This window comes from Sodalis sp. RH24 (assembly GCF_047324145.1).
Lineage (GTDB): Bacteria > Pseudomonadota > Gammaproteobacteria > Enterobacterales > Enterobacteriaceae > Acerihabitans.
The window spans coordinates 4,035,320-4,053,020 of the sequence record NZ_CP178729.1 but is presented as its reverse complement, the minus strand read 5'-3'; the positions used below and the strand labels follow the sequence as shown (position 1 = coordinate 4,053,020).

Genomic DNA, 17,701 nt, shown 5'->3' with positions numbered 1-17,701 from the left:
CTCTCCGGCGGCGCACGGACCGCCAAGACCCTAACCCGCTGTTAATCGGGTTATTTATCGACCCGTCGCGGCCAATATCGCCGGCGGGGGCGTCATAAGAAGAAATAACAGGGTTTGCGCTTTTCTTGCGAATGGCTACATTGACAACATGGCGTCAACGCCACGGTCATGCTGTTTCAGGACGTCGTCACTTTTACAAGGTGCCATGATGGAAGCCATTACCCATTTACTTGAAGAGATTTACGCCTCATCCCTGACCCAGGCGCAGCTGGACACCATCAAGAGTAAAATCAGCTTTGCCAAATCGACGCAACAGCAGCCACGCAAATTACACTGGGATGAGCAGGACGTCGTGCTGATTACCTATGCCGATCAGTTTATGGAAGCGGAACAACCCACCCTGGCGACCCTGACCACCTTTTTTGAACAGCGGCTCCAGGACACGTTTAACCTGGTGCACCTGTTGCCGTTTTATCCCTATTCGTCGGACGACGGTTTTTCGGTCATCGACTACCATCAGGTCAATCCCATCGTCGGCAGTTGGCAGCATATCAGCCGGCTGAATCAATCCACCCGGCTGATGTTCGATTTCGTCTGCAATCATATTTCCGCGCACAGCAAATGGCTGGCGGGCTACCGGGAACAGCAAACGGGGTTTGAAAACTTTTTTATCAACGTGCCGCCCGCCACTGATTTAAGCACCGTGACCCGCCCGCGCACCTCGCCGCTGTTGACGCCCTTTACCATGAAGGAGGGGGAAACCCGCTATCTGTGGACCACCTTCAGCGCCGATCAGGTTGATCTTAACTTTGCCGATCCCCACGTGCTGATAAGCATTATCGGGGTCTTGCTGCATTACCTGACGCAGGGGGCGGATTACATCCGCCTCGACGCGGTGGGCTATCTGTGGAAGGAAATCGGCACGCGCTGCATCCACCTGCCCAAGACCCATCTGCTGGTCAAGCTGATGCGCGCCATCGTTGACGAAGTGGCGCCCGGCACGGTGATCATTACCGAAACCAACGTGCCGCATAAAGATAACATCAGCTATTTCGGCAATGGGCGGGACGAGGCGCAAATGGTCTATCAGTTCCCGCTGCCGCCCCTGGTGCTGCACGCCATCCATAACGGCAGCAGCCGCGCCCTGCGCCAGTGGGCGGCAACCCTTGACACCAGCAATCCCCACATCACCTTTTTCAATTTCCTCGCCTCCCACGACGGCATCGGCATGAACCCGCTGCGCGGCATCCTGCCTGAAGTGGAAATCAACAGCCTGGTGCGCGATCTGGAATCCGAGGGGGCGCTGGTGTCCTATAAACAAAATACCGACGGCACCACCAGTCCTTATGAAATCAACGTCACCTTTCTTGATGCCCTTAACCGGCGCCAGGACACCGACGATACGCGCCTGGCGCGTTTTTTGCTGGCGCACGCCATTCTGCTGGCGTTTCCCGGCGTACCGGCGGTGTATATCCAAAGCATCCTCGGCTCGCGCAATGATTACGAAGGGGTAAAGGCCGCCGGCTACAACCGCGCGGTGAACCGGGAAAAATATCCGCTGAAGGCTATCGAAGCGGCGCTCGCGGACGAAACCTCGCTGCGCTCGCGGGTATTTCATCATCTCAGCGATGTGATCCAACGGCGCCGCGGACAGCCGGCCTTTCATCCGGATGCCGCCATGGAGGTGCTGGAATGGGATAACGCGCTGTTTGCTTTTTACCGCCGCGCCGCCCGGCAGGCCATTTTGTGCGTTTTTAACCTCAGCGCCAAAACCATGACCTGCACTTTACCGCCGGGACGCTACCGGGACGTGGTAAATTATCGGTTATTGACGGGCGATACCCCGCTGAGCCTGGCGCCGTATCAATTCTTCTGGCTGGAAAACCTCGCCTGACTCCACGCGACCGGTTTCGGGGCCGCCCGTGCCGAACACTTTTCCCGTCGGGATGGGACCCCTGTTATGATCGATAACGATATCACTTTCCGTAAGCTTGAGATTTTCCTGGCATTTATGGATAAGCGCAACATCAGCCGCACCGCCGATCTGCTGGGGCTCAGCACCGTCAGCGTCCATCGCGCCCTGCATACCCTGGAAGAAGGCGTACGCTGCCCGCTGTTTATCCACCAGGGACGTAATCTTTCACCGCTGCCGGCCGCCGAGACCCTGGCCGAGTATGCCCGCGAGGTCTCGGACCTGATGCGCAAGGGCATTGAGGAAACCCGCAAATGCGGCGGTATCGGCCAGGGCCGGCTGAAACTGGGCACCATGTACTCCCTGACCCTCGATACCATCCCGCGGCTGATTATGGGCTTAAAACTGCGGCGCCCGGAGCTGGAGCTGGAACTGCTGATGGGATCCAATCAGGATCTGCTGGTGAAGCTTGAGGATCAGCAGTTGGACGCTATCCTGATTTCCATCAGCGATACGCAGATCGATCCCGCCCGCTTCGAGACCCTGCCGCTGTTTATTGATGACATTTACCTCGCCGCGCCGGCCTCGTCCCGGCTGTATGCCACGGGACCGGCGGATCTGCGCGATTTCAAACACGAAAAATTTGTTTCGCTCACCGAAGGATTCGCCACGTATCATGGTTTCCAGGAAGCGTTCCATATCGCCGGATTCGAGCCGCAGATCGTTACCCGGGTCAATGATATTTTCTCGATGATCAACCTGGTGCAGGCGGGAGTGGGTTATACCCTGCTGCCGGGCCGCATGAAGCGTATTTATGAACATTCGGTGCGCCTGATGACGCTGTCCGCCCCGTATCAAATGCGCCAGACCATCGCCCTGGTATTTGCCCGCAGCCGCGAGCATGACCCCGATATGCTGGCGTTGGTGGCGGAAGGCCGCATGTACGCGCGCGATCACGGCGACATCGGCGGCGGGCCGCTTAACGCCGCGTCAACCGCCCGGCCAGCGCCGTAATCAGCGACAGCGGATTCTGGCTGAAGGCAATGGCCTCGCCCTGCGCCATCACGCGCTTGGTCAGGCCGGTGAGTACCGCGCCCGGCGGCATTTCCACCGCCAGGCGCACGTCGCGCTCATAGGCGCTGATCATGGCGTCGCGCCAGTGCACCGGCCGCGCCATATTCAGCGCCAGATCCTCGGCGATGCGGTCCGGCTGCCATAAAACGCGGCCGGTGCTGCCGCTCAGGTACCCGATGTCCGGACGCCTGAGCGCGACCCCGGCCATGGCGGCGGCCAGTCGACGCGCCGGTTCGCTGAGTAATTCGCAGTGCGACGGCACGCTGACCGCCAGGCGCTGGGTGCGCCCCGCGCCCTGTTCACGGCACAGCGCGCAGGTTTGCGCCATCGCCGCCTCGCTGCCCGCGATGACAAACTGATCCTCGGCGTTAAGATTGGCCAGGTATACCGGATTATCCGGCCGATGCACCCGGGCGATAATACGCTCAAGCTGCGGCTGGAGCAGGCCGCTGATGGCCGACAGGCCGTAGCCGTCAGGATAGGCCTGCTCCATCAGCTCGCCGCGCAGGGCCACCAGCCGCAGCCCCGCCTCGAACTCCAGCGCCCCGGCGATGACCGCCGCCGGAAAGGCGCCGATGGATAATCCGCTGGTATAATCCACCTGTACGCCGGCGCGCAGGATTTGCCGGGCATAGACCACCCCCGCGATAAACAGGCATATCTGTACGGCGCGCGTGGCGCGCAGCGCGTCGCCGCTATCGAGATCAAGCACCGGCTCGCCCAGGATGGCCGACGCGCGGTCCAGCAGGCGGCGGGTGTCGCCATCGTCGGGTAGCTGGTGCAACATGCCGGGGACCTGCGGCCCCTGGCCGGGAAAGGTCAGTAACATTTTCATAGGGCATTATGTTCCAGTAGGGTGCGCATGGCCGCTATCCCAGGGATTGTCCGTCAGGATGGGACCGCGCGCGGTCTTAACCATCACCCTGCCGCCGCGCAGCCATTCCGTCAGCGCGCAGCCGCCCTGCGGCGTCTCCAGCTGAATATCGGTCCGGCAGGGCAACGACGGCAATAGGTTCAGCAATGCGGCGAAGTCCCCGGGCGCCACCGGATGCGGGCAACGAATCAGTAAATCCAGATCGCTGTCCGGCCGGCTGACCGGTAAACCAGTGGCCAGCATATAACCGCAGCTGCCGGTGACGCCCCACGGCCACGGCCAGTGCTTCGCCGCCAGCAGGCGCAGCGCGCGCATTACCGGCAAGGCCTGGGCATCGGGGGGGGCGGCGGATAATAACCGCGCGATCAGCATCTCGGGGGTCACGACATGGGTAACGGCGTCCGCCGGCACCCAGGCCGCGGCGCGCTGCGAGCGCAACGCCCCGCGCAGGCCGACCGGCACCCGTTCCCCGCTGGGATCGCTGTCGCGCCGCACGACCAGCGGCAGCGCCGCCAGCCCCAGCGCCGCCGCCCAGGCGGGCGCGGCCTGGCGCCAGATAAGCCGCTGCGGATTATCAATCCATAACAGATCGTGCGGCCGGGGCATTGGCATGGTCTTGCTCCTGCCGGCTACAGGCCGGCGGTCAGTGAGATAAACAGCGGCAGGGTCAGGATACAGAGCACGGAGCTTATCAATAAGGTCGCCTCGGCATCCGGCGACTGCACGCCGAAACGGTTGCCGAACACGATGCCAAAAAAGCCCGCCGACAGCGCCACCATCAGCACCGCGGTAATCGCCACCGTGCCGGTGATGCCGAACAGGTACAGCAGTCCCCAGGTAATAAACGGCTGCACCAGGTTTTTCGTTACGCACGAGAGCAGCACCGGCGCGTTAATCTTCAACTGGCGCGCGGAGAGGATCACCCCGGTCAAAAACAGCGCCGAAGCGGTGGCGGCCAGGCCGAGGGGCTTGATCGACGCCAGCACGATATCCGGCATTTTGATCCCAATGGCCGAGAGCAACACCCCCAGCAGCGGTCCCCAGACGATGGGTTTGGTCACCGAGCGCCACATCAGCACCGGCAGCAGCATCAGCGTGGATTTTTGGTTTTCACCGCCGGCGCGCGCCTTTTCACGTTCCAGGATCAGCAGGCAGAACGGCGTCATCAGCACCGAACCGCAGGCGATGGAGACCGCCACCGACAAAGAGGTTCCCGGGGTTTCACCCAGCACGCTGCCTAAAATCGGCAGGCCCAGGGCGGCATAGTTCGGCAAGGCCACCGTCAGGGTTAACACCGCGGCGTCCTGGGGGGATTTCTTAAAGCCCAGGGTGCAGATAAAATACAGCGCGGCATACGCAATCCACATGGACAGCACCAGCAGCAGGATCAACGGCGACTGCGAGATAATGCCGTGCCAGGACGTTTGTACCGTGGCGCTGAACAGGGCGGCGGGCAGCGCGAAGTCCATAACAAAAACGTTAAGCAATGAAACGTTGGAGTTCACCACCATTTTCGCCTTGCCGGCATAATAGCCCAGCAGCATAATCACAAAGATTGGCGCCAGGGCATGAATAATAATATAGGTCATATAACCGCCTGAAATTAAGCAATAAAATAAATGGCCAGCACCGGCGCGATGTGTTTTTTATGATACGTTCCCCGCCGGCGGCGCGCGGCGGACCAGGATAGCGCTAACGCTATCCCCGCTTACGCCGGCCGCCGGGGGGACGGCAGATGTGTTACCGGTGCTGGTTCGTGGCTACCATTCCTGGCGCATGCGTTCCCTGACAAGCACAGAGCTGCGCCGGTTTTCCGCGCCCAGCCGGTTGGCCAGGCCGGTGCCCTGCTTCAGCGCCTGGTCAATGGCCTGTGAGAGCGCGGCGCGCACCCGGGCCAGATCGTCATCGCCGGCCCGATCGGGATCGCGGATATCCATCAGCTGCGCCAGCAGGCCGAGCGTGGCGTAATTGTTGATGTCGTAGGCCATCGGCGGGATGGTCTTGGCCAGTTTTTCCAGCGCGTCCACCGAGCGCAGGGTAATGCGCGCGGCGGATTCTTTGCCCATGGCATGGACCATCACCGCCGGATCGTTAAAGGCGATCAGCGCATTGGCCTGATACCCGTGGGCCAGGAACGCGCCGGACATGGCTTTACCGACAATCAGCGCAATCACCGGGTGACCGGCCAGACGCGCCTGGGCATAGGCCGCGGCGGCCCCCGCCAGCGCCTGGTGGATGCCAAAGGCTTCCTCGCGGCGGCCGTAGGCCTGGCTCGGCACATCCACCACCGCCACGATGGCGCGTTTAACCGCGTTATCCCGATCCTGTGCTATGGCCTCCGCCACCACTTCCCCCAGCGTCCAGCCCTCCAGTAGACCCACTTCGCCGCGCGCCGCGCGCGGATAATGATTGCCGGCATCCGGCACCACGGCGACGTAGCGCACCGGCCGATCGTTAAGGGTGCCGTCGGCGACTTTTACCGAGGCGCATTGGCCCTGGCGTTGGCGCGCGCCGTCGGTCAGCAGGGAGAACCAATAATCTCCCCGGCTCAGATAGGTGCTGTTCATAGGCGATCCTCCCGGGTAAACAGCGCCAGTACCTGCTGCTTATCCACTTGTTTACGGGTATCGAATTGATTGAGGCGATCCAGGTAGGCGCGGTAGTCGTCGGTACGCAGCCGGGCGGGCACGCCCTGGCGCAGGAAGGCCAGCGCGGCCTGCTTCACGTCCGCCACGGAATCCGCCACCAGCGCGTCGACAAACCCGGACTGGTAACGCGTTTCGCCGCCGGTGAGGCTCCAGATAAACGGCCGATCGCGGGAATCGTATTCCTCGATGCCCGCCTCCTGCTCAATCACCTGCGGGCCGTTCAGCCCCAGGCGCGCTTCGCGGGTGACGATCAGCCGGCTGCACAGCGCGGCGGCAATGGACATGCCGCCGAAGCAGCCTACGGTGCCCGCCACGATACCGATAACCGGCGTATAGCGCCGCAAATCGACAATCGCGGCATGGATATCGGCGATGGCGGCCAGGCCCAGGTTGGCCTCCTGCAGGCGCACCCCGCCGGTTTCCAGCATCAGCACCGCCTGGGTGGGAATGCCGTTGCGGTTGTCTTCCGCCGCCAGCTCCAGGGCCGCGGCCATTTTAGCGCCGGACACCTCGCCCATGCTGCCGCCCTGGAAAGCGCCCTCGATGGCGACCGCCACGGCGGGCTTGCCCTCGATGGTTCCACGGGCCACCACCATGCCGTCGTCCGCCTGCGGGACAATGCCCTGCGGTTCAAGCCACGGCGAGGTGATGTGCTCATAAGGGCCCAGCAGTTCGCGGAAACTGCCCTCGTCAAGCATGGCGCGGGCGCGCTGCCGGGCGCCCAATTCAATAAAACTGGTGCGTTCAGACATGGCTGGCCTCCTCGAAAACCTGTTCGATCCTAAGACGGGCCACGCCCGGCGTGGCGCCAAAATCATTGATATCCAGGCGTCCGCCCGGCAAGGCGCGCGCATTGCCGACCCGTTCGAACAGATGTTGCCAGCGCTGTCCGCCGCCCTCCACCGACGAGGTAATAATCACGCGCAGCGATCGGCCCGGGGCCGGTTGGTATATCGCCTCCAGATCGCCGGAGCCCACCACGCCGGCCAAGGCCTTGGCGGGCAAGGCGTCGCCGGCGGGAAAATGCAGTTCGATTCGTTCCATAACATCCTCTTGATGATGTAGATGATCAGGCGCTAACCCAATCGAGGAAAAACGTGGCCGCCAGCAGGTCGGCCGCGCCGCCCGGCGAGGCGTTATCCGCCAGCATGCGCCGCTCGAGCGCGGCCAGCGCCGCGCGTCCGGCCGGACTGCCGGTGCCGCCCGCCGCCAATACCGCCGCCGCGCCCCGGTGCATGGCGGCTAGCGCCGCCATGCCGCCCCGGCTCAGCACGCAGGTATCGGTCAGGGTGGTCATAATGGCCATTAACGCGTCCAGCCGGGCCTGCGGCTCACCGGCGCCCGCCAGCCGGCTGCGCCGCAGCTGCGGCAACGCCCGGTCGGTGATATGGGGAAATCCGCCGATGGCCTCTTCGCGCGCGCCGGGAACCTGATAGCGCTGCGTGGCCCGCTGCCCCTTGCTGAAGCTTTTCGGCTGCGCGGCGTCGGGCAGTACGGCCAGCCGCGCCGCGTGGGCGGCGATGTCCGCCGCCGTTCCCCGGCCCCCCAGCATGGCGCTGGCGCTGACCAGTAATCCCAACGCCCAGATCGCGCCGCGATGGGTATTGACGCCGCCGGTGGCGCTCATCATATGCCGCTCGCCCATCCGCCCCAGCCGGCCGATTTCCTGGCGCAGCGCCATATCGGGCGGGCGTTGCCAGCTGTGCAGCGCCAGGCGGTAAAACGTCGGCCGCAGGCTATGCGCCGAGCGCTCCATCAGCGCCAGGCTCAAATCCTGATGCGCCCCGGGACCGCGGCTGTCCACCAGGCCCGGTTTCGGGCTAAGGCGCGCTTCCTCGATCAACGCCGTTACGGCAAGCGCCGCGAGGGCGGCGGCCCGCGCCTCGGCATCGTACGGCTGGCCTAAGGGCAAGGCGTTCATTACCAGCTCCGGAATTTAGCCGGGGGCTGATATAAGCCGCCGGACCACTCGACCAGATCGGCAATGCTGCCGGCGGCCAATAAGGAACGGCTGGCGTCGGAACGACGGATGCCCATATCTTCCGGATAAACCACCAGCTCGCGGCGGCGCAGATCGTCCACCCGTTTGGCATCGACGCCCAGGCCGATATCGGTGATGCCCGCCACCGCCGCCACCATGGCCCGGCGTTCCTCCATCGAACGCGCGCGGTAGAGATAGGCGATGCCTTCCTCGGTCAGCACATGGGTGACGTCCTGGCCGTAAATCATTACCGGCGCCAGCGGCATGCCTGCGCCTTTGCCGACCTCCACCGCCTCGAGTTTTTCCACAAAGGACGGTTTAGCGCCGGCCTGATAGGTTTCCACCATTTGCACCACCAGCTTGCGGCCGGGTAGCATCGGGTCAGGCTCTTCGATCATATCCAGCCAGGCCGGGGTGGCGTGGCGCCGGCCGTGAGGATCATGGCCCATATTCGGCGCGCCGCCGAAACCGGACAGCCGACCGCGGGTGACGGTGGAAGAATTGGCAAGTCCGTCGATCTGCAGGGTGGAGCCGATAAACATATCCACGGCATATTGACCGGCCAGCTGGCAGAAGGCGCGGTTGGAGCGCATCGAACCGTCGGCGCCGGTAAAAAAGACGTCCGGACGGGCGCGGATATATTCTTCCATGCCTAATTCGCCGCCAAAGCAGTGCACCGTTTCCACCCAGCCGCTTTCAATGGCCGGGATCAGCGTCGGATGGGGATTCAGGGTCCAGTGCCGGCAGATTTTGCCTTTCAGGCCCAGCTGTTCGCCGTAAGTCGGCAGCAACAGCTCAATGGCCGCGGTATTAAACCCGATGCCGTGGTTAAGGGACTGCACCTGGTGTTTGGCGTAGATGCCTTTGATCGCCATCATCGCCATCAGCACATGCACCGGCTTGATTAAACGCGGATCGCGGGTAAACAACGGTTCGATAAAGAACGGCCGGTCCGCCACCACCACAAAATCAACCCAGGAGCCGGGAATATCGACGCGCGGCAAATCATTTTCGTCATCCACCAGTTCATTCACCTGGGCGATAACGATGCCGTCCTTAAACGCCGTCGCTTCCACCAGCGCCGGGGTATCCTCGGTGCTGGCGCCGGTATAAAGGTTGCCTTTGCGGTCGGCCTTGAAACCGGCAATCAGCGCGACATTAGGCACTAAATCGACAAACAGGCGGGCATAAAGCTCGATATAGGTGTGAATAGCGCCGATTTCCAACTGCCCGTCTTCCAGCAATTGAGAAATGCGCAGGCTTTGCGAGCCGGAAAAGGCAAAATCCAATTTGCGGGCAATGCCCTGCTCAAACAGATCCAAATGCTCCGGCAGGCTGACGCTGGGCATGATCATATGCAAATCGTGGATTTTTTGCGGGCTGACTTTCGCCAGCATGCGCGATAAAAAATCAGCCTGCTTCTGGTTATTGCCTTCCAGCACCACCCGATCGCCGGGCAGGATCAGCGCTTCGAGCACGGCGGTAATGGCGTCGGTGGGCAACACCTTGCCGTCGGCTATAGCGCGAACCTGCTCCAGCCGGCGTTTCTTTTCAGTGCGGCGGGTATCCCAGACTCTGGGGGACGCTTGATGAAGCGGCATTATTGACCTCCTCGGTTCATAAACTGTCGCAACATGGGACAGTGGTCATAAACGGTAGAGGGAGTGTAAGGCGGTCAAGATGGGCTCATCAATTAACCCCGGCGGTCAATCGTTAGCGTAAGGGTAACGAATGCGTTGTGCCGCCCCGCGGCGGAAAAAGACAAAAAAAAACCGGTATCAGCGTGAAGACCGCTACCGGATCAGGATGGAATTTATTGGCCGCGTCCGGCCCGGGGCGTCAGTCTTTATTTATAGACATCGGCGGTAGCGCTGAACCTGCCATGCTGGCGGCCGGCGATAATGACATAATATTTACCGCCTTTTTCATCCGCCCGTTTGGAGAGTATGGCCTTGGCATCCATCGGCGAGGTCGTCTTGGCGGTGGTATGCACGGTGGCAATTTTCTCGTAGCCTTTTTCCTTGGCCTCCTGCGGGGTAATTTCTTCCGCCGCCAGGGCGCTTAGGGTAAATAGCGTGCCGGCCAGTGTCATTGCCATAAAGGTTATCGTCTTCATCGGTATTCCTTCATCTCTTTTACGGTGGAACGTGCCACTAACTATAGAAGAGTTTTTGTTTAATCCTTTTCACCTGGCGTCAGGAAGTGTTTTCCCGCCGGCAAAGTCGATAATGTATTGGCAAAACAAATCGGGATGGGAAATAAAGGGCGCGTGGGCGGCTTTGGGGATCACCACGCCGCGGCTATGAGGCCAGCGCGCGTCCAGCAGCGCGGCCACCTTGCGCGGCACCAGTCCGTCCAGATAGCCGTACAGACGCAGCAGCGGCAGATCGAGCGCGTCAAGCTGCGCGCGCAAATCCGCGGTGCGCAGGATCTCCAGCCCGCCGGTTAATACCGCCACCGGCGGCAGCGGGTGCTCAAGCACCACCTGCTTTAACCGGCGGGCATCCTGGCGGGCGGTGTCGGTGCCGAGGGTTTGCAGGGCCAGGAAACGCTCCACCGTGCGGTGAAAATCCTGGCTCAGCTGCTGCGCAAAACCCGCCAGCACCTCGGGTTTGATGCCCGGCCATTGGTCGCCGGCGCTGAACCTTGGCGACGAGGCGACGGTAATCAGGCCGGCGACTCGATCCGGGCGCGCCAGCGCCGCCTGCGCCGCCACCAGGCCGCCCAGCGACCAGCCCAGCCACCACGCGCCCTCCGGCGCTCCGGCGGCCACTTCCTGCGCCATCTGCTGCAAGGACAACGGCCCATAACCCTGGCTGCGGCCGTAGCCCGGCAGATCCACCAGATGCAGGCGAAAATGCGGCGACAGCCGCGCTTCGATGCAAGACCAGACGCCGGCGTTCAGGCCCCAGCCATGCAGCAGCACAAGATCAACAGAACCGCTGCCGAGGGTCTGCCAATAGAGAGATGTCATCAGTTATAGTTCCCGGTACCCAGGTTATGGAGGACCTCCCATGCTAACAATCAACGCCCTTTGTTGGCTATGCCAACAGCCATTATGGTTTAGCCACCAGGGAATTTGCCGGTGCTGCGCCGGCCACCTGCTTAACCGGCGCGAGACCTGCTGCCCGCGCTGCGGGCTGCCGGCCGGAAGCCGCAGGCTTTGCTGCGGACGCTGTGTGATGAAATCGCCTCCGTGGCAATCATTGCTGTATGTCGCTGATTACCGGCCGCCGCTGAGCCGGCTGGTAAAAAAACTCAAATACCAGGGCGGCACCGGCCTTGCGCGCGTGCTCGCCCGCCTGCTGGTGTTGCGCTGGCAGGAAGAACGCCATTTGTACGGGCGCGATAAGCCGGATCTTGTACTAAACGTGCCTTTGCATACTTACCGCCACTGGCGCAGGGGCTATAATCAAACAGATCTTCTCGCCCGGCCGCTGGCGCGCTGGCTGGGCGTGGAATACCTCAGCCAGGGACTGGAGCGCACCCGCGCCGTGGCGCCGCAGCAAACGCTGCATGCCGGCGCCCGCAGGCGCAACCTGCGCGGCGCCTTTGCCTGCCATGCCGATGTGGCCGGCAAGACCGTGGCGCTGGTGGATGACGTGGTCACCACCGGCAGCACCATGGACGAAATTACCCATCTCCTGCTGGCCCGACAGGCCAGGGCGGTGCAGGTCTGGTCAGTTTGCCGGACCTTGTAGTGCTCAGGTTAATGGGAGTATTATAACCGACTAGATTAGTCAACTATTGAGTGAATGATATGATCCGGATTACCGATGCTGCCCAGGAACATTTTGCTAAATTACTGGCCAATCAGGAAGCTGGCACCCAGATTCGTGTATTTGTCATTAATCCAGGCACGCCGAATGCGGAATGCGGCGTGTCATATTGTCCTCCCGACGCGGTTGAAGCCACCGATACCGAGCTGAAGTTCGAGAAAATCAATGCGTATGTCGATGAGCTCAGCGCGCCTTATCTTGTGGATGCGGAAATCGATTTTGTTACCGACAAGCTCGGTTCGCAGCTCACCCTGAAAGCGCCAAACGCCAAGATGCGTAAAGTCTCCGACGACGCGCCGCTGATTGAACGGGTGGAATATGTGTTGCAATCGCAAATCAACCCGCAGCTGGCAGGCCACGGCGGCCAGGTTTCGCTGATGGAAATCACCGACGATAACCTGGCTATCCTGCAGTTCGGCGGCGGTTGCAACGGCTGTTCCATGGTCGATTACACCCTGAAGGAAGGCATTGAAAAAGAGCTGCTGGAAAAATTCCCCGAGCTAAAAGGCGTGCGCGATCTGACCGAGCACCAGCGCGGCGAGCACTCGTTCTATTAACGGCGGCGCGGCCGTCGGCCTTACCGTGAATTACCGGTCCGCTGCGACGGGCCGGCGCATCCCTGCCCAAGCCTCTTTTTACCCGCCGCACGGCGCCTGAGCGCCACTGTATAACATGCGTTTACCGCTCACCCGTCGGCGTATTGCCTATCGCTGCCTTGCGCAGGCGATCTACTTCCCTGAGCAGGCGCATCAAGGTGGGGTCGTCAAACATTTCGTCCACCTCCCGCGTCAGCTTACGCCGCCAGTTCGGATATTGATCGGTGGTGCCCGGCACATTGACCGGCAGCGCCATATCCAGCCAATCCTCAGGCTGTAGCCCCAACAGCGCCGAATTGCTGCGCGCCACGTAGCGGTGCAGCCCGCGGTTCAGCAATGGCGACATCATCACCCGGTCCGCATTGGCGCTCATCTTTGCCGGTACGCATTTCCAGGCGTGCAGGGCCGCCAGCAGCGCCTGACGCGCTTTCTGCCTATCGTCCAGCAAGAGCTGATACACCTCCTGCGAGGGGTAGATTTTCAGTTCCCGTCCCAGCCGCAGATCCTCCTGCTGCCAAAAGCCGCGCAGGGTGGCGAGATCGTGTGTGGTCAGGGTGGCCATGGCCTGCGCCATATATTCATCGGGCGGGCGGAAATGGGTGGCGTCGGTACGCTCGAACAGCAATACCTTGTAGGAGTACACGCCGGCGGCCTGCAGTTTACCGGTGATTTCGCGCGGCACGGTACCCAGGTCCTCGCCGATAACCATGCACTGCTGCCGGTGGCTTTCCAGCGCCAGCACCGCCAGCAAATCATCCACCGGATATTGCACGTAAGCGCCGTGCTGCGCCGTCTGCCCGCGCGGTATCCACCACAGCCGCAGGAGCGACATGACATGATCGATACGCAACGCGCCGCAATGGCGCATATTGGCACGCAGCATCGCGATAAACGGCTCATAGGCCCGGGCGATGAGCACGTTCGGGTCCTGCGGTGGCAGGCACCAGTTCTGGCCCTGCGGTCCCAGCTTGTCCGGCGGCGCGCCCACCGAGGCCGCCAGGCAATACAACGTGCGATCGCTCCAGGTCTCCATGCCCCCTTCACTCACGCCGACCGCCAGATCGCGATACAGGCCGATGGGCATTTCCAGACGCCGGCTCAGGCGAAAGCAGGCGTCGAACTGGCGCGCGGCCTGCCATTGCAGCCAGCTGAAAAACAGGATTTCGTTTTCGTGCCGTTGACAGAATTCCCGCACCGCGGCGCCGTCAGCCTGCTGATACTCCGGCGGCCACTGCTGCCAGCCCGCCGAGGGATGGCCCTCGCGGGTCAGGTAACGGTGGAGCGCATCGAAGGTGGCCTGCTGGCGCAGGCTGTCGCCGCCGTCGTGGATAAAACCGCTAAATGCCCGCCGCTCGGGGTCATCGGGCGCGCGGGTGTTGAACTGCGCATAAGCGTGGGTCAGCGCCGCCAGCTTGCATTCCGTCACCTGCGGATAATCCACCAGCTCATCGGCGCGCAGGGCGGCAAGGCGCTGCTGGGTCCGCGGCGATGCCAGCCACTCTTGCGCCGCCGGGCTTTGCTGGAAGTCCTCCAGCGCGCCGACATCGATATACAGGATATTGAGCCAGCGCCGGGAGGACGGACTATAGGGGCTGGCCCAGCCGGGCGCGGCGGGATACAGCGCATGGATAGGATTCAGGCCGACAAAGGCGCCGCCGTGGCGCGCGGTGCCCTCGATCATCAAGGCCAAATCGCCGAAATCGCCGATGCCCCAGTTATGGCGCGAACGCAGGGTATACAGCTGCACGCAGGCGCCCCAGAGCTTATGCCCCGCCAGCAGCGCCGGCGGTTCATAACAGCGCGGCGGCGCCACGATAATCTGGCAGGACCATTGGCTGTCGCCGGCGCGCAGGGTGAGCCGGTGATAGCCGGGCGGCAGCGCGGCAGGCAACGCCACGTGGCCATCCACCGTCCCGCCCTGATGGCGGCGGCCCGATTCCTCGATAAGCTCCCAGCCGGCCGGCTGCGCAAGCATCACCGGCAGCGGTCGTTCTTGGCCGGTCCTGACCACCCACACCGGCGGCAGCGCCGCCGTTCGATCGGCATCGTCGCTTAACCCCGCCATGGCGGCCAGCAGCTGCCGCTTGGTCTCCTCGCTGATGATTTTGCGCTGTCCCCAGGCATCCACATATTCCGGAATAATTCCCGCCCGTCCGGCGGACCGCTCCAATACCTTGGGATCCATCAAAACTCCTTAACGTTTTGCTTGCCAGATGCGTTGCTGATAATCGCGTATCGAACGATCCGAACTGAAGAACCCTACCCGGGCGGTATTCAGCACCGCGCTGCGCGTCCAGTCGTCCGGACGGCGGAACAGGGCATCCACCCGCCGCTGCGCCTCGCAATACGCGGCGAAATCCGCCAGCACCAAGTAGGGATCGCCGCCCTCCTGCAGGCTGTGCAGCAGCGGTTCGAACGCATGTTTATGCTTATGGCTGAAAACACCGCTGCCCAGCTCGGTCAGCAGGCCTTTCAGCGCTTTATCCTTTTTCAGGTACTGAGCCGGTTTATACCCCCCGGCCAGCAGCGCTTTGACCTCCGGGTCGGTCAGGCCGAAGATGAATATATTCTCCTCGCCGACCTGTTCGGCAATTTCCACATTGGCGCCGTCCAGGGTGCCGATGGTCAGCGCGCCGTTAAGCGCCAGCTTCATGTTACCGGTGCCGGACGCCTCCTTGCCGGCGGTGGAAATCTGTTCCGACAGGTCCGCCGCCGGGATCATCCACTCCGCCACCGATACCCGGTAATCGGGCAGGAAGATCACTTTAAGCCGATCGTTTATCTTACGATCGTTGTTGATCTTCTCCGCCACCTGATTGATGGCATAAATAATATTCTTGGCCAGGGCATAGCCCGGCGCGGCCTTGGCGCCGAACAAAAACACGCGCGGCACGATATCAAGCGCCGGGTTATCGCGCAGCTGGCGATAAAGCGACAGGATATGCAGCAGGTTAAGATGCTGGCGTTTATATTCATGCAGCCGTTTGATTTGCACGTCGAACAGCGCTTCCGGGTTGACGGTGACATCGGTCAATTGCCTGATTTTCGCCGCCAGGTAGTGCTTATTGTCGCGCTTGATTTGCTGGAACCGCTGGCGGAACTCGGTCTGGTCCGCATAGGGTTCCAGCTCCCTGAGTTTTTCCAGCCGGGTCACCCAGCCCTTGCCGATGGTGGCGTCGATAAGCTTCGCCAGCGCGGGATTGCACGCCTTCAGCCAGCGGCGCGGCGTAATGCCGTTGGTGACATTATGGAATTTTTCCGGCCAGAGCGTGAAGTATTCCGGGAACAGGTCGGTTTTCACCAGATCGGAATGCAGGGCGGCTACGCCGTTAACCGCAAAACCGCACACCACGCACAGATTGGCCATGCGCACCTGTTTGTCATAGTTCACCGCCACCTTCGGCCATATCTCTTTATCATCCGGCCAGCGCTGCCGCACCACTTTCTTAAATTCGCGGTCTATCTGCCTGATAATGTCGAAATGGCGCGGCAGCAGGGCGCGTACCAGCTTTTCGTCCCAGCGCTCCAGCGCCTCCGGCATCAGGGTATGGTTGGTATACGCGAAAGTGCGCGAGGTAATCGCCCAGGCGTCCTGCCAGGAAAGCTGATGTTCATCAAGCAGCACGCGCAGCATTTCAGGGATGGCGATGGTGGGATGGGTATCGTTGAGCTGGATGACTTCGTAATCAGGCAAGCTCTGGATCGTCCGGCCCGCCAGATGGTGGCGGCGCAGGATATCGGCTACCGCACAGGCGCACTGGAAATATTGCTGCATCAGGCGCAGCTGTTTGCCTTCCAGGTGATTATCGTTAGGATACAGCACCTTGGTCAGCTTGGCGGCGTCGATGCCGGCCTGCTCCGCTTTCAGGAACTTGCCGTCGTTAAACAGCCCCAGGTCAAAGGGATGGGGATGGGTGGCTTGCCACAGGCGCAGCGGCAGGATGATGCCGTTTTCATAGCCGACCACCGGCAGGTCCCAGGCTTCGCCGTTGAGGGTAAACGCCGGTTCCCAGTTCACGCCGCCTTGCTCATTTTTCACCAGTTTGCCGCCCAGCCCCACCCGCACCGTCAGCGCCGGGTTGTGCCTGAACCAGGGATACTGTTCCCGCTGCCAGTCATCCGGCGTTTCGCATTGCCTGCCCGCGGCAAAATGCTGGCGGAACAGGCCGTACTGATAATCCAGGCCGTAGCCGGTGGCATCTTGCCCCACCGTCGCCATGGAATCCAGGTAACAGGCCGCCAGACGCCCCAGTCCGCCGTTGCCCAGGGCCGGGTCGATCTCCTGCTCCAGCAGGTCGGCAAGCTCGATGCCGTAGCCCCCCAGCACCTTTTTCACCGTATCGTACCAGCCCAGGTTAATCAGGTTGTTGCCGGTCAAGCGGCCAATCAGGAATTCCATGGAGAGATAGTTGACGTGCCTTGGATTTTTTTGGTCCTGCTGACGCGCCGGCTGCCGGGAGATTAATTCATTCACCGCCGCGCTGACCGCGTGCCACCATTGATAGGAGGTCATTTCCTGCGCTTCCTGCAGGCCTAAACGTTGCCACTGGCGGTCCAGGGCCGATTGAAAGGCGACTTTATCAAGCTTCATTTTTGGCATAAAAGCGTCTCTATCCTGTTGATAAAAGTGGGTCAACGCCGGAAACGGGCCGACAGCCTGCGCGGACTGTCATATTCACGGGATATCTCTACCGGGCGGCCGTCGCGGGAGCGACGGACCCATGTTATAAGTTATCGTAAAACAACGGGGTTTGTTCGTTTATGATCAAAGAATAGTCAAGGGCGTTAAAAAGAGGGGCGCTGGCAAAAAATTTTAATTAATTAGCGAAAAAATAAT

At 61.7% G+C, this 17,701-nt stretch carries 16 protein-coding genes; 4 read left to right on the top strand and 12 right to left on the bottom strand.

The features are described 5' to 3' along the window. The first annotated feature begins 208 nt into the window (after window positions 1–208). Both ACL2XG_RS18265 and ACL2XG_RS18260 read left to right on the top strand, forming a co-directional pair. Window positions 209–1,894, top strand: coding sequence for an alpha-amylase family glycosyl hydrolase (locus ACL2XG_RS18265; RefSeq protein WP_413723506.1), 1,686 nt, complete (start codon window positions 209–211; stop codon window positions 1,892–1,894). 66 nt (window positions 1,895–1,960) lie between these two features. Continuing rightward, window positions 1,961–2,926, top strand: coding sequence for a LysR family transcriptional regulator (locus tag ACL2XG_RS18260; RefSeq protein ID WP_410013221.1), 966 nt, complete (start codon window positions 1,961–1,963; stop codon window positions 2,924–2,926). Here the strand turns inward: ACL2XG_RS18260 and mdcH are convergent. From mdcH to bioH, 10 genes are all read right to left on the bottom strand, one after another. Beyond that, window positions 2,892–3,821, bottom strand: a complete 930-nt coding sequence (gene mdcH, locus ACL2XG_RS18255) for a malonate decarboxylase subunit epsilon (protein ID WP_410013220.1) — start codon at window positions 3,819–3,821, stop codon at window positions 2,892–2,894. The genes ACL2XG_RS18260 and mdcH overlap by 35 nt on opposite strands. 6 nt (window positions 3,822–3,827) lie before the next feature. After that, entirely contained in the window at window positions 3,828–4,472 is a 645-nt protein-coding gene (locus ACL2XG_RS18250; protein ID WP_413721580.1) for a malonate decarboxylase holo-ACP synthase, read from the bottom strand. 17 nt (window positions 4,473–4,489) lie between these two features. Then, window positions 4,490–5,449 carry an AEC family transporter gene (locus ACL2XG_RS18245; RefSeq protein WP_410013218.1) on the bottom strand — a complete coding sequence of 320 codons (960 nt, stop codon included), beginning with the start codon at window positions 5,447–5,449 and terminating at the stop codon, window positions 4,490–4,492. Window positions 5,450–5,620: 171 nt separating this feature from the next. Beyond that, window positions 5,621–6,427, bottom strand: a complete 807-nt coding sequence (gene mdcE / locus ACL2XG_RS18240) for a biotin-independent malonate decarboxylase subunit gamma (protein WP_410013217.1) — start codon at window positions 6,425–6,427, stop codon at window positions 5,621–5,623. Beyond that, window positions 6,424–7,260, bottom strand: a complete 837-nt coding sequence (locus ACL2XG_RS18235; RefSeq protein WP_410013216.1) for a biotin-independent malonate decarboxylase subunit beta — start codon at window positions 7,258–7,260, stop codon at window positions 6,424–6,426. Before ACL2XG_RS18235 ends, mdcE begins: the two co-directional genes overlap by 4 nt. Next, the gene (mdcC, locus tag ACL2XG_RS18230; protein WP_410013215.1) at window positions 7,253–7,552 is read right to left on the bottom strand and encodes a malonate decarboxylase acyl carrier protein; all 300 of its coding nucleotides are present in this window, start codon (window positions 7,550–7,552) and stop codon (window positions 7,253–7,255) included. The genes ACL2XG_RS18235 and mdcC overlap by 8 nt, the downstream gene beginning before the upstream one ends. A gap of 25 nt (window positions 7,553–7,577) precedes the next feature. Then, window positions 7,578–8,429, bottom strand: coding sequence for a triphosphoribosyl-dephospho-CoA synthase (locus tag ACL2XG_RS18225; protein WP_410013214.1), 852 nt, complete (start codon window positions 8,427–8,429; stop codon window positions 7,578–7,580). Further along, the gene (mdcA, locus tag ACL2XG_RS18220) at window positions 8,429–10,090 is read right to left on the bottom strand and encodes a malonate decarboxylase subunit alpha (protein ID WP_410013213.1); all 1,662 of its coding nucleotides are present in this window, start codon (window positions 10,088–10,090) and stop codon (window positions 8,429–8,431) included. The genes ACL2XG_RS18225 and mdcA overlap by 1 nt, the downstream gene beginning before the upstream one ends. 245 nt (window positions 10,091–10,335) lie before the next feature. Beyond that, the gene (locus tag ACL2XG_RS18215; protein ID WP_410013212.1) at window positions 10,336–10,605 is read right to left on the bottom strand and encodes a DUF1471 domain-containing protein; all 270 of its coding nucleotides are present in this window, start codon (window positions 10,603–10,605) and stop codon (window positions 10,336–10,338) included. 69 nt (window positions 10,606–10,674) lie between these two features. Further along, window positions 10,675–11,463 carry a pimeloyl-ACP methyl ester esterase BioH gene (gene bioH, locus ACL2XG_RS18210; RefSeq protein ID WP_413721581.1) on the bottom strand — a complete coding sequence of 263 codons (789 nt, stop codon included), beginning with the start codon at window positions 11,461–11,463 and terminating at the stop codon, window positions 10,675–10,677. A 40-nt stretch (window positions 11,464–11,503) separates the two neighbouring features. Between bioH and gntX the strand changes: the two genes are divergently transcribed. Both gntX and nfuA read left to right on the top strand, forming a co-directional pair. Beyond that, window positions 11,504–12,190 (top strand): DNA utilization protein GntX, encoded by a 687-nt coding sequence (gene gntX, locus ACL2XG_RS18205; RefSeq protein ID WP_413721582.1) that lies wholly within the window; start codon window positions 11,504–11,506, stop codon window positions 12,188–12,190. A gap of 59 nt (window positions 12,191–12,249) precedes the next feature. After that, on the top strand, window positions 12,250–12,825 hold the full coding sequence (gene nfuA / locus ACL2XG_RS18200) for a Fe-S biogenesis protein NfuA (protein ID WP_410013209.1): 576 nt from the start codon (window positions 12,250–12,252) through the stop codon (window positions 12,823–12,825). Window positions 12,826–12,946: 121 nt separating this feature from the next. On the opposite strand, the gene malQ is transcribed toward nfuA, so the two are convergent. Together malQ and malP are read right to left on the bottom strand one after the other, a co-directional pair. Continuing rightward, the gene (gene malQ, locus ACL2XG_RS18195; RefSeq protein WP_413721583.1) at window positions 12,947–15,049 is read right to left on the bottom strand and encodes a 4-alpha-glucanotransferase; all 2,103 of its coding nucleotides are present in this window, start codon (window positions 15,047–15,049) and stop codon (window positions 12,947–12,949) included. A gap of 9 nt (window positions 15,050–15,058) precedes the next feature. Further along, complete coding sequence (gene malP, locus ACL2XG_RS18190) at window positions 15,059–17,464, bottom strand: maltodextrin phosphorylase (RefSeq protein WP_413721584.1); 2,406 nt, start codon at window positions 17,462–17,464, stop codon at window positions 15,059–15,061. Window positions 17,465–17,701 lie beyond the last annotated feature (237 nt).

Excerpts from the sequence above, each read along its gene's own strand:
- ACL2XG_RS18265 (WP_413723506.1), top strand. The coding sequence starts at position 209 with ATGGAAGCCATTACCCATTTACTTGAAGAGATTTACGCCTCATCCCTG.
- ACL2XG_RS18260 (WP_410013221.1), top strand. The coding sequence starts at position 1,961 with ATGATCGATAACGATATCACTTTCCGTAAGCTTGAGATTTTCCTGGCA.
- mdcH (WP_410013220.1), bottom strand. The coding sequence starts at position 3,821 with ATGAAAATGTTACTGACCTTTCCCGGCCAGGGGCCGCAGGTCCCCGGC.
- ACL2XG_RS18250 (WP_413721580.1), bottom strand. The coding sequence starts at position 4,472 with ATGCCAATGCCCCGGCCGCACGATCTGTTATGGATTGATAATCCGCAG.
- ACL2XG_RS18245 (WP_410013218.1), bottom strand. The coding sequence starts at position 5,449 with ATGACCTATATTATTATTCATGCCCTGGCGCCAATCTTTGTGATTATG.
- mdcE (WP_410013217.1), bottom strand. The coding sequence starts at position 6,427 with ATGAACAGCACCTATCTGAGCCGGGGAGATTATTGGTTCTCCCTGCTG.
- ACL2XG_RS18235 (WP_410013216.1), bottom strand. The coding sequence starts at position 7,260 with ATGTCTGAACGCACCAGTTTTATTGAATTGGGCGCCCGGCAGCGCGCC.
- mdcC (WP_410013215.1), bottom strand. The coding sequence starts at position 7,552 with ATGGAACGAATCGAACTGCATTTTCCCGCCGGCGACGCCTTGCCCGCC.
- ACL2XG_RS18225 (WP_410013214.1), bottom strand. The coding sequence starts at position 8,429 with ATGAACGCCTTGCCCTTAGGCCAGCCGTACGATGCCGAGGCGCGGGCC.
- mdcA (WP_410013213.1), bottom strand. The coding sequence starts at position 10,090 with ATGCCGCTTCATCAAGCGTCCCCCAGAGTCTGGGATACCCGCCGCACT.
- ACL2XG_RS18215 (WP_410013212.1), bottom strand. The coding sequence starts at position 10,605 with ATGAAGACGATAACCTTTATGGCAATGACACTGGCCGGCACGCTATTT.
- bioH (WP_413721581.1), bottom strand. The coding sequence starts at position 11,463 with ATGACATCTCTCTATTGGCAGACCCTCGGCAGCGGTTCTGTTGATCTT.
- gntX (WP_413721582.1), top strand. The coding sequence starts at position 11,504 with ATGCTAACAATCAACGCCCTTTGTTGGCTATGCCAACAGCCATTATGG.
- nfuA (WP_410013209.1), top strand. The coding sequence starts at position 12,250 with ATGATCCGGATTACCGATGCTGCCCAGGAACATTTTGCTAAATTACTG.
- malQ (WP_413721583.1), bottom strand. The coding sequence starts at position 15,049 with ATGGATCCCAAGGTATTGGAGCGGTCCGCCGGACGGGCGGGAATTATT.
- malP (WP_413721584.1), bottom strand. The coding sequence starts at position 17,464 with ATGCCAAAAATGAAGCTTGATAAAGTCGCCTTTCAATCGGCCCTGGAC.